Here is a 10374-nt window from a genome sequence, read left to right as displayed (position 1 = left end):
CGAGTCCCGTCCACTCCGCCAAACCATTGAAGAAAGACGTCTTAGGACGTCTTTTTTTATGCCTGAAATTCTGTGTTGCCTAGCTTTATTCGTCGCTTTATGTCGAATCACATCGCTAGGTCACGTGGTTAGGAAGGTACACCATTGGGTACATTGTCACTGTGTTCAATTTAATGGTGTACCATCATGGCAAAACAAGTCAAACCTCTTACAGAAACCCAAATAAAAAATGCAAAACCCAAAGGCAAAGAATACATCTTGTCTGACGGTAACGGTTTACGTCTTCGTGTGAAAGTGAACGGCACTAAGACATGGCTCCTCAATTATACCCATCCTATTCTTTCTAAGCGTATTAACCTTACCTTAGGCACTTATCCTAATACTTCCCTAAAAATAGCTCGCGAAAAAACGCGTGAAGCTCGCGCATTGATTGAGCAAGGTAAAGATCCAAAGTCTTATCGAGATCAACAATCAGCTCAAGAGCAATTACGTTTATACGCTACTCTAGAAAACGTGGCGAAAGAATGGCTGTTAGTAAAGCAAAGCCATGTTTCAGAGTCACACTCTCATGATATTCTACGCTCCTTAGAACTGCATATTTTCCCTTACCTTGGTTCTGTGCCTGTTTCTGAACTCACTCCCCCATTGGTGATTCAAACATTAAGACCATTAGAGCGCAAAGGCCACCTAGAAGCGGTTCGTCGAGTATGTCAACGTCTGAACGAAATCATGAAGTTTGCACGCAACAGTGGCTGGATTGAGTTTAATCGATTAACGGACATTAAAGAAGCGTTCAAAAAGCCTCACGTTGAGAATATGAAGACGTTACCGCCAGAAATGTTACCCGACTTCATGAAAACACTTGCCCGGGCTCGCGTACACTTTACCACAAGGTGTTTGATTGAATGGCAACTTCACACCATCGTTCGCCCCAGTGAGGCCGCGGGTGCACGTTGGGATGAAATTGATTGGGATAACCAACAGTGGTGTATTCCTGCAAATCGTATGAAGAAAAGACGTGATCATATTGTACCACTGACTAAACAAACCTTAGCGTTACTCGAAGAGATGAAAGCCGTCAATGGACACGGTGTGAGTGTTTATATATTTGCTTCCTATAAGGACGCTTCTCGTCACTGTTGCAGTGAAACCGCTAATATGGCGATTAAGCGTATGGGTTATAAGGGTCAACTGGTGTCGCATGGATTGCGCGCCTTGGCGAGTACGACCCTCAATGAACAACCTCAGTTCTCGGGCGATCTAGTCGAAGCTGCTTTAGCGCATACAGATAAGGATAAAGTGAGGGCAGCGTATAATCGTAGTCAGTATGTTGAGCAACGACGAGAAATGATGCAGTGGTGGAGCGATCATATCGAAAAAGCTTTCATCGACAATCTGTCTATTCGTTGCTAATTGTTAGGTAAGAAGAAGGAAGAGTAAGCTGAGTCTACCTCTTACTCTTCTTAGTCTGACATATTTATCTCTTAAGCTATATTGCGATGAAGCTAATACTAGCCGCACAAGTACAACCACTCATGATATAAGTCAGTTATGGCCTATAAAGAGATGTTTCTCAATGCCTCTTTCTTCTTCGTTGCTTTAATAAATCGAAAACAATCTTCAGGATTCAAGCCTAACTTTTCGCAATACTCATAAAACTCCGCGACATCCATCCTACGAACTTGTGTTTCAATATTGCCGATAATGGAATGATGCCTACCAATGAGATCCGCAACCTGTCGAAGAGATAGCCCTTTGTTTCGTCGTTCCTGCTTTAACCACGCGACAAAGGCTTCATTTGTTGATGTGTAAATTTATTTTTTCATAGTGTCGTGAATTTAACGACAAATGACCTTGTCTCGATATTCGAGACGGTATAAGATTTCATCTTAACTAAAAAGAAAGGAAGTAATGAAGTAATGAGTATCGAGAGGAAAGAATCTCACAGTAAGTCTAGTATTAGTGAGTTAATGGAGAAGAACTTAAAGGTAGTAGGTAAGAAGCTTGTAGAAACAGGTCTAAGCCTTATGCAGCAAAAGAAAGTTCAAGAGGCTCTGGACAAATTCTACAAAGAATTAGATAAGCCTCTAAAGGTCGCTGTAATTGGTGGTAGTGGTGTTGGCAAGTCAACACTAATCAATAGCATCTTTGGAACAAACTTAAAGACCAGTTCAAGTAGTAAAGGTTGTACTACAGAATTTAAATGGATCACATCAGAAGAGACAATTCACGTTTTGGATTGTCCTGGTATTGGGGATGCCACTCCAGAGAATGACCAAAAATACAGAAAAGGCTATGAAGAACACTTACCAGAAGCTGATCTAATCATTGTTGTAGACACTATTGGACGCAACTATTCATCCATGAGAGATACGATAGAGAGTATTCCTCAAGATTTAAGATTTATTGTCGTACTAACAAAACCAGACATTCTGTTACCTTCTAAATTAGGTCTTGGTAAGCACTGGGAGCTAGAACCATATCATCCTAAAGATGAGCTAAGAAAAGAAATTGAATCTCAACGAGAAGCTTGTAGCACAGCAATTAATATACCATTAGATAACATAATCGCAGTATCATCTCTGATTGAAGAGGGAGACGACGAGCCGTTACATTGGGGACATTCTAATGTTGTTGAGAAACTTATTAAGAATGCTGAAAGCGCAATAGTAAAAGTTCAAACAGCAAAAAAGGCAAAAAAAGAAAACGTAAGCGAAAAAGCAAAAGTAGATGCAGAAAGCGGCATTCTTGATTGGGTTATGAATAAAGTCGGCGATGTTGTAGAAGCCGTTGGTGATTTTGCAGCAAAAGCAGCAATAACCAAAGCAGTATCATGGCTTGCTCGCAAATGGTTTTAAAATCGTCGTTTGTTAAACGATAAGTGGGGAGATTTTGCGATCCTCCTCTTTGAAGTAGTATTCGGTTCGACACTAAGATCTGATTTAGAAATGACATGGTGACTGACGCACGATAGTGCGCGTTTAGTTTGGTGGTAAATAAATTTAAGCTTTAGTGAACGAGAGTATGATTTCATCAAATAAAAACATGATGGTATGTGCTTTATGTAGAAAAAAGTCAATGATTCGCTTGTGTCATCTTTGGATCTTAAAGTGGCTTTGTTGCCGAAATCNNTGAATTCGGCAACAAAGCCTCTTAAAGTTAAAAAAATGTCCTCATTGTGACATTCGGAGGAAGTTACTTCCTTTGCAATAACGAATGTCACATATTAAAAAATTATAGGTCTATATTATTGTTAATACTACGAGAGAAATATTTCACGCAGTGTTTTTAATATATCTACAAGGGAGAGGTACCATGAGACAGTTATTAATTATCGGTTTTATGTCAATATTATTACTAGGGTGTAATTCTAATAATGAGGGAAATACCCTCTTGGTAAAACCAAAAATAACCACACAATCCTTAAAGAACCAATCCGTTATAAAAGATGGCTTTAAAGTTATGACCATTAAAGAAGATTCAGAAGAAGTACTTAATGCTGATACGTTTACATTAGTGTCTGCAAATAATCCAATACCAGAAAAGTTATTGGTAAAGGGTAAGTTGACGATTAAAAAGGCACAGTAAATTTTAAAGGATAAAAATTATGTTCAATAAAAGAAATGTTATCGCTACTCTTATTCTTAGCGTACTCGCGACGCCGGTGCTTGCAAAAGACGCCGTATTAAACGTCGAGGGTGAAATTCAAATCAACGGCAAAACGGTGATTGATAACACGGGTAAATTTGTGGGTGGTACTAGTACTACTCAAGCAGAGATGATTAACCCTGAAGATTATACCTATCGTAAATTAGGTAAATACACTTATGGTTATAGTTATAACGATTTTGTAACCGTGGAAGAAAACCGAATCACATATACCGCTGATGTTGATTTTCGTGTGGTTACCATTGAGGTGGACGGTAATATCGAAACAATTCACATTACTAACACAATGCCTAACAGTGGTGGTACTAATAGTTCTGGTTATATAACGCGAGAATACAACCCAGTGGTTATTAGTAAGAATGCCATTACTGGAAACGTAAATAAACTGTATAGTTATAAGGTAATCGATTCTTCAGATTCGGGGATGGTTAATAAAACCTACTGGGAAACGGTGACGGGTGAACAGCCTAATCCTTTACTAATGTCTAAAGGTCCTGATTATACCCTCCCGGATGGTGGAACATTAGATAATTGTGTTGTGGATGTGCAATCTGTTTGGTGTGTAGGTTATGGAGTAGTGGTAGATCGTGGTTCTAAACGAAACTCACTCGCTAAGTTTGAATCCGCTGGCGAGGGTGAGTTTAAACCTTCTGCAAACATTCCGCCGGTTACTAAAAAGTTGCTTTATGACTTAAGTTATATTTTTAATTGAAGGTAAACTTCTCGATGAAAATTAGTAATCAAAAAGGGTGGTTTACCACCCTTGTTAAAAAAGCATATCGGGAATTCGGTGCGTTACTTTCTCATCTCTTTGTTCCGTATCTAAAAGTACGTTATAGAGGCTATCAATTAAAGGTGCCATTAATACACGGTATTCGTAATGGTGGTTACTTTGTTGAAGATGACCACTTTATGTATCGCTCATTAAAAGAAACATTTCACAATGATTCTGATAGAGAGCGCGTGGTATTAGACATTGGCTCAAACATGGGGTTGTTATTAACTCAGCTCAAGTCTATTAATTCAGAGGTTCGTTATATTGGTTTTGACCCAAACGTTGCGAATATCTTTTATACGCAGCAGTTGATTGAGTATAACGCCTTTGATAATGCTTGTGTTTATCCATTAGCATTGAGTGATTCGACTACTTGCCAAACGTTCTATAGACGGAAACATCGTTTAGACGATCCAGAAGGGTCTATCGAGTCACACGATGATACGTCGGGTTTAATCAGTGTGCCTATCTATACGGTCATTGGTGATGAGTTATTCGCTCAATTGAATGTCGAGTCTGTTGATTTTATCAAGATTGATGTCGAAGGGCATGAGCGTTCAGTGCTTGAGGGTTTACAAGATACAATTCGACACAATAAGCCCACGCTTTTTATTGAGTGTAGTCAACAGTCTCTTGCCTATCTGCAACGCTTTGTCCGCCAATTCCATTATAACGTCTACGATGATAGTGGTCGTTACTTGGATAAATTTGACGAATATGACGAGTTACCTTTTGGGAATTATGTATTGGTGTCGCAATAAGAGCTAAAAAATTATAGGTCTATATTACCTCGGTGTATCTCTATTCTTAATCGCCCGTATCGCTTTCATGCGTTACGGGCTTTTTAATGTCCACAACCTAGGAGACCGAATGTATGCCTACCCATTTATCAACCACCACCTACCAATTCCCTGAGTCCGTTACTGCTTTGGAGGTACTGGAAACCGCTGCCGACATATTAGCGCAGAGCTTTGAAGTCGGTGATACCTACAACAACCCAGAGGCAGTAAAGCAGTTTCTTAGCTGCAAACTGGCGAACCATGAGCGAGAAGTGTTTGCGGTGATGCTTCTCGATAACCAACATCAACTGATTACCTTTGAAGAGCTGTTTCAAGGCACGATAGACGCTGCTACCGTCTATCCTCGTGAGGTGGTTAAAGTCGCACTGCGCAAGAACGCGGCTGCACTGATACTCGCTCACAATCACCCCTCAGCCATCGCTGAACCTTCACAGGCCGACAGAAACATCACTCGTCGCTTGGTTGATGCCTTAGCTTTGGTGGATATTCGGGTACTTGACCATATTGTGGTGGGTAAAGAGTGTGTGTCCTTTGCTGAGCGAGGCTGGTTATGACAACGACTATTATTGCCAGTTATGACTATGGCGTGTGTTTACCTAAGCCGTTACTTGAGAGTATCGAGATGATATTGGCACACTCAAGTATTCCTGCTGACGTCACCATGCTCTCTATCAACTTTCGTTCCACGGCTTATTACCAGACCCGCAGTGGTCCTCATCCTGTGGAAATACGGTTAGAACGTCAAGGTGTGACATGGTGTGTGGTGTTTATTGCCAGTTTTGCTTACCCCGATGAGACGCATCGTAGCGTGACCCCCGAATTGTACTTTAACGTCAAGCGTGGTTGGTTCTACCAACCTGATATTACCGCGTGTGAGTTAGATAGACCGGAAGTACGGGATTTGCTGCTCAGTTGGTCACGGATGTTCTGTCGTCAATTACTGAATGAGCAGTTTGATGATATCCGTCTGACGGAAGTGAAGGGATGAGGCAATGGATAAAGCCTCTCTTAACCCAGTGGTCGTCCATGATTTATTGTAAAAAAGGAGAAAGATGATGTCTTATGACATTGTGTATGAAACGATGGCGCTGAAAGTGCTAAATGTGGCCGTTATTGCTCAACTGCGTGATTTCTTTACGGAGCGCTTGACCGTCAACATAGAGGGACTGAGCGAGCATCAACTCAAACAGCGACTTTATGACCGCTACCAGTGCTTGTTGCGAGAAGAGGATTTATTCGTCCTCCATATGCTGATAGGTTGTAGTAACCTCTTTGACCCTGAGACCAACAAACGGTGTCGTGATTGGCAGTTTTGTGGGGTCGATACCATTCATCACTTGTTAGTGAAGTACGGTTGTGACTGGTCAGCTCAAGCCGAGTCAGGTGGGTTAAAGCTCAATGGACGAAATACGAAAGCAGAAGGATGGATACGCACGCTGCGTAATACGTTGATACACGCACAAGATTATAAGGTGATGCCGTATTGTCATCACCTTAGTGTGTGGTTACGTGCTCCTCAAAATGACAAGGAACAAGCGCATTATGACACGCTGTCTACTCACTTGTTGGATTTGGATGTCACGTGGCGTGAGAAAGCGCGATTTGATGATGAAGGCTTTGAGGTCTCCCTATCACCACGTTCAGCATTTGAGATGTGGTTATTTCAACAGTTGGTCACTCGTTACCAAGGCAAATGCTGGATAAATGGCTCAGCGCCGCCTTACCATGCCGTGAAAAAGCACGCGATTTAATCTCAAACCGTTTTCGGTTCACTCTTCCTCTAAATAGAGTCTTTCTGACTAACCAAAAACAAGTCAACCCTTTATTCCACTGTCTTACTGCCTGTAGGAGGGCTAAGCATGTCTAAACAACGGATTGTCCGTGAACAGCTCGGATTTTTAACTTCCCACATCCAATCCACATTACTGCCCGTTTCTGACGCACTGACGGAATGTCTAGTGACGACATTGGCGCATCAATTGACACTAGACGATGACCTCGCTGAATCCTTAAAGGGAGCCAATGGGATTATCTTTAACTTTCGAGATAAGAGTTATAGCGCGGACAAAGGCGGCTTTCATCCGGTGGAGATATGTCTCAATAAACACAGTGATGGCGTGTGGCATTACACCTACATTACGGACTTTGCCTATATCGGCAATCACTATCCAGAATTAGAACGAGGTCTCGATTTTGATTTCAGTCGAGGTGAATGGTTTGCTTGCCACCAGCAAGGATGGCAACCCATTAAAGACGATGGGGCGGCTAAAGAGCTCTACCAATTATGGGAGCACAACTTTTTAGCGTACATGGCGATGCAGGCTTATGACCTCATCACTGTGAATCGTCAATAATGATAAGGCTAACTCGCTATGCCATTGCTGCCGAGTTTTTCTATCGAACAACACTATCAACCCCCTAAAGGCCATCTCAATTCGAGGTGGCCTTTTTCATTCCACAACCAAAAAGGAGACGTTTATGTCTTGGTATCAAACTGTCGCTAAAGCTGTAGCAGGTACAGCAAGTGTGGCAGGCATTATCACAGCCGCCCCAGTATTTGGTGCGATTGGCACCATTACGGCCGCAGGGTTTGCGGTATCCACCGCCATTGGCACGTCGGCGGCATTAATCGATAAAGCGTTGGAAGAAGAGCGTCCGCCAATCCCGGGCTATCCCACGCCCTATCACCCACTTGTGACTCACGAACGTTACGATGAGGAGTAAGTCATCCTGAGTCATTCTGGCCGCAGCCTGTTGAGGTTGCGGCTTTTTTTATTTAAGAGAGAGGAGCATTACCATGACAGCGTTAAGTACGGAATGTGGGGCGATAACTTATATTAAGCCATTATCTGTATTCGTGCACTGGTCGGAATCACGAGAGTTTGAATCTGATACCGAGTACGACTTTACTGAATTTGAAACCAAAGCGTTAGCCGTGGCAAAAACAAACCCACTTGGTGGATACGATAAAACGAAAGTGACCGTCACCTTTGATAACGACCACCAGCATGAATGTCGTTTGGATTTAGGTTGTGGAGGCAATGACCAAGGATTTGCAGAGCACTGTTTAAGTATGCTTCGCTATTATCATATACACAAAGACGAGGAGGATAAATCGTGGCTACACGAAGACCATCACCAAACGTTAATTGCACATATCAACAGCTACCAGCTTGATGCCACCCAAGTAGACATAGGCAGGATGGAAATCAAACAAATAGAAGCACAGGCCAAAGCGCAAGAGGAGGCCAAAGAAGAAGCCAAACGACAAGAGCGGGAAAACGCATGGCGTGAACACCAACAAGCGGAAAAGGCATTTCAAGAAGCTCTGGAAGTGCCACAATGGGCTAAGGGCGTGATTGTCGCAACATTGACCGACTATGATGCTGAAATGAGTGAGCCATATACTGGGGAATTTCATACTAAAACGCTGAAGACCATTATACTGGCTTGGTCAAAACACAACAGACATCTGTTTTCAGAAATGCGAAAAGCAAGTCTGAATCATCCAGAGACGACATTTCTGAATGACAAAGAGAAAAGCGTAGAACATCGAGAGCGGTTTGCGATGGGAGACGGGTATTATTTGACAGATACCAAGTACTTACGCTACGGCTGGAAGATAAAGAAAATCAACTTTTACCGAACACAGAACAAAGCGCGATACGTGCCATTAGGTGAGTGGGCGATACCCGAGTAAATAAAGAGAGAGGCGTGTTTATCGCCTCTCTCAAGATAGTCTTTATTTTTTGTTTGTTGTTATCGGAATGTTAGCGGCTCCGAGCGATAGCTCCACATCCCATAAGTTCTCAATGCATCACGATAAATGCCTAACATTTCGTCCTTGCTTGCGGTCTCAATTTCTTTTATTGGCTTGTCAGGGTATGCCACTGAATCAAATGTTATTGATGCTGGTCCAGTTTGCCAACTGGCTATATTGAAAACCGTCTCTCCGCGTCGAACGTGGCTAGCGGAGCTAATTATAGTCGCGTGTTTGATGTGGTGACGCGCCAACGCCCATGAGCTGTATAGCGCATTGCCAACGGTGCTTTTAGCGTAGTTATCCTCAATGATGCGATTTTTACTGATCCCTTTAGAAACCAGCCAGTCAGCCATGATTTTTCCCTCAGTATTATGATCCTTTGGCACACCACCAGTTAAGATTATTAATGATTCCGGATATTTTTTTGCAACTCTTAAGGTTGTTTCTAATCGCTTGATCAATATATCATTCATACTGCCATCAAGGTTAAGCGCATAACCAAGAGTAACAATGGCCCCATGATCGTTTAGATTATATGTTGCCTCAGTTTTTAACGGTTTTGAAGCAACACTATCAATCGTTTTAAAAATTTTCTTAATGTCGTTAGATCTACCACTATTTAATTTGTCCAACGTCTGAAGATATAGTTTTGATTGCTCTTTGTTGCCTCTTGCATGTTCCCACACAGCGAGATAAGAGTTTATATCTATGCTGTCAGGGGCAGCAATCAACGCTTGTTTAAAAAGACCAACGGCGCGATCAATATTTTTGTTATAAATCTGTGCATTTGCCGCAGAAATTAATAAGTCTGTTCTATATGGCTCTAGCTTGTAAGCCTGCAAAAGCTTGTTGGTTACAATCTCTATGTTGGTTGGCATTTTAGCCGTAAAACCGGCGTCAGACTTTCTAGCAGGAGACTTGAAAGCGATTAAAGCATCTTTTAAAAGCTGCTCGACAACATCGTGTTTTGTTATCAGCGTTTTGTAATCTGTCGTTGCCTGATATGAATTAATAGTCTCAGAAGCAAGCGCCAACGGTGCCGCAATCACCGTTGCAGAAATGGCTAGACTTAATAGTTGTTTTTTTAGTTTCATGGTGCTTTTTCCTTTTCGGTGGTGTGTTAAGAAGAGACTAATTGACTAAATTGATGATTCTAATAAATGCGTTTTGTTTTTTTGAGAAGTAAAAAAACAAATTCACTATACATTTTTGTTTTTTGTGGACAAGAGATTTTGATCACCATTTTCTAACAACACAAATCAAAAAACGAAATCTTTATTTTTTGTTTTGTAAGTAAGCTGGTGGTAAACACCCTATTGCAATAAAAAACGGAAGGTGATTAGCCTTCCGTTTCTTAGTTAATGGGT

Annotated in this window: 13 protein-coding genes; 11 read left to right on the top strand and 2 right to left on the bottom strand. The window is 41.7% G+C overall.

The features are described from left to right. Positions 1-186 precede the first annotated feature (186 nt). The gene (locus tag HW45_RS27925; protein ID WP_038231433.1) at positions 187-1413 is read left to right on the top strand and encodes a tyrosine-type recombinase/integrase; all 1227 of its coding nucleotides are present in this window, start codon (positions 187-189) and stop codon (positions 1411-1413) included. A 143-nt stretch (positions 1414-1556) separates the two neighbouring features. On the opposite strand, the gene HW45_RS30435 is transcribed toward HW45_RS27925, so the two are convergent. After that, positions 1557-1814, bottom strand: a complete 258-nt coding sequence (locus HW45_RS30435; protein WP_152559733.1) for a helix-turn-helix domain-containing protein — start codon at positions 1812-1814, stop codon at positions 1557-1559. A 156-nt stretch (positions 1815-1970) separates the two neighbouring features. Here HW45_RS30435 and HW45_RS27920 point away from each other — a divergent pair, with 156 nt between their 5' ends. From HW45_RS27920 to HW45_RS27875, 10 genes are all read left to right on the top strand, one after another. Continuing rightward, positions 1971-2858 (top strand): GTPase family protein, encoded by an 888-nt coding sequence (locus HW45_RS27920; protein WP_160171244.1) that lies wholly within the window; start codon positions 1971-1973, stop codon positions 2856-2858. Between the two features lie 457 nt (positions 2859-3315). Beyond that, positions 3316-3588: a hypothetical protein gene (locus HW45_RS27915; protein WP_038231428.1), complete on the top strand. Its 273-nt coding sequence runs from the start codon at positions 3316-3318 to the stop codon at positions 3586-3588. Between the two features lie 19 nt (positions 3589-3607). Further along, entirely contained in the window at positions 3608-4381 is a 774-nt protein-coding gene (locus HW45_RS27910) for a hypothetical protein (RefSeq protein ID WP_038231426.1), read from the top strand. Between the two features lie 14 nt (positions 4382-4395). Further along, positions 4396-5205: an FkbM family methyltransferase gene (locus tag HW45_RS27905; RefSeq protein WP_038231424.1), complete on the top strand. Its 810-nt coding sequence runs from the start codon at positions 4396-4398 to the stop codon at positions 5203-5205. Positions 5206-5318: 113 nt separating this feature from the next. After that, positions 5319-5798: a RadC family protein gene (gene radC, locus HW45_RS27900; protein ID WP_038231423.1), complete on the top strand. Its 480-nt coding sequence runs from the start codon at positions 5319-5321 to the stop codon at positions 5796-5798. Continuing rightward, positions 5795-6232, top strand: coding sequence for a DUF2787 family protein (locus HW45_RS27895; protein WP_038231422.1), 438 nt, complete (start codon positions 5795-5797; stop codon positions 6230-6232). Before radC ends, HW45_RS27895 begins: the two co-directional genes overlap by 4 nt. A gap of 67 nt (positions 6233-6299) precedes the next feature. After that, positions 6300-6995 (top strand): hypothetical protein, encoded by a 696-nt coding sequence (locus HW45_RS27890; protein WP_038231421.1) that lies wholly within the window; start codon positions 6300-6302, stop codon positions 6993-6995. A gap of 108 nt (positions 6996-7103) precedes the next feature. Continuing rightward, positions 7104-7598, top strand: a complete 495-nt coding sequence (locus tag HW45_RS27885) for a DUF2787 domain-containing protein (RefSeq protein ID WP_081875930.1) — start codon at positions 7104-7106, stop codon at positions 7596-7598. A gap of 124 nt (positions 7599-7722) precedes the next feature. Beyond that, positions 7723-7968 (top strand): hypothetical protein, encoded by a 246-nt coding sequence (locus HW45_RS27880; protein WP_038231420.1) that lies wholly within the window; start codon positions 7723-7725, stop codon positions 7966-7968. 73 nt (positions 7969-8041) lie between these two features. Continuing rightward, positions 8042-8944: an LPD25 domain-containing protein gene (locus HW45_RS27875; RefSeq protein ID WP_051868483.1), complete on the top strand. Its 903-nt coding sequence runs from the start codon at positions 8042-8044 to the stop codon at positions 8942-8944. Between the two features lie 59 nt (positions 8945-9003). Here HW45_RS27875 and HW45_RS27870 read toward each other — a convergent pair whose 3' ends face one another. Then, complete coding sequence (locus tag HW45_RS27870; protein ID WP_038231418.1) at positions 9004-10101, bottom strand: YdcF family protein; 1098 nt, start codon at positions 10099-10101, stop codon at positions 9004-9006. Positions 10102-10374 lie beyond the last annotated feature (273 nt).

Source organism: Vibrio sp. ER1A (genome assembly GCF_000733315.1).
GTDB classification, from domain to species: Bacteria; Pseudomonadota; Gammaproteobacteria; order Enterobacterales; family Vibrionaceae; genus Vibrio; species Vibrio mediterranei.
This window is presented reverse-complemented; position numbering and strand designations above follow the sequence as displayed.

Bases quoted from the DNA above. Each gene is read 5' to 3' on its own strand.
- HW45_RS27870 (WP_038231418.1), bottom strand. From the start codon at position 10,101: ATGAAACTAAAAAAACAACTATTAAGTCTAGCCATTTCTGCAACGGTG.
- radC (WP_038231423.1), top strand. From the start codon at position 5,319: ATGCCTACCCATTTATCAACCACCACCTACCAATTCCCTGAGTCCGTT.
- HW45_RS27905 (WP_038231424.1), top strand. From the start codon at position 4,396: ATGAAAATTAGTAATCAAAAAGGGTGGTTTACCACCCTTGTTAAAAAA.
- HW45_RS27910 (WP_038231426.1), top strand. From the start codon at position 3,608: ATGTTCAATAAAAGAAATGTTATCGCTACTCTTATTCTTAGCGTACTC.
- HW45_RS27885 (WP_081875930.1), top strand. From the start codon at position 7,104: ATGTCTAAACAACGGATTGTCCGTGAACAGCTCGGATTTTTAACTTCC.
- HW45_RS27890 (WP_038231421.1), top strand. From the start codon at position 6,300: ATGTCTTATGACATTGTGTATGAAACGATGGCGCTGAAAGTGCTAAAT.
- HW45_RS27895 (WP_038231422.1), top strand. From the start codon at position 5,795: ATGACAACGACTATTATTGCCAGTTATGACTATGGCGTGTGTTTACCT.
- HW45_RS27925 (WP_038231433.1), top strand. From the start codon at position 187: ATGGCAAAACAAGTCAAACCTCTTACAGAAACCCAAATAAAAAATGCA.
- HW45_RS27920 (WP_160171244.1), top strand. From the start codon at position 1,971: ATGGAGAAGAACTTAAAGGTAGTAGGTAAGAAGCTTGTAGAAACAGGT.
- HW45_RS27875 (WP_051868483.1), top strand. From the start codon at position 8,042: ATGACAGCGTTAAGTACGGAATGTGGGGCGATAACTTATATTAAGCCA.
- HW45_RS27880 (WP_038231420.1), top strand. From the start codon at position 7,723: ATGTCTTGGTATCAAACTGTCGCTAAAGCTGTAGCAGGTACAGCAAGT.
- HW45_RS27915 (WP_038231428.1), top strand. From the start codon at position 3,316: ATGAGACAGTTATTAATTATCGGTTTTATGTCAATATTATTACTAGGG.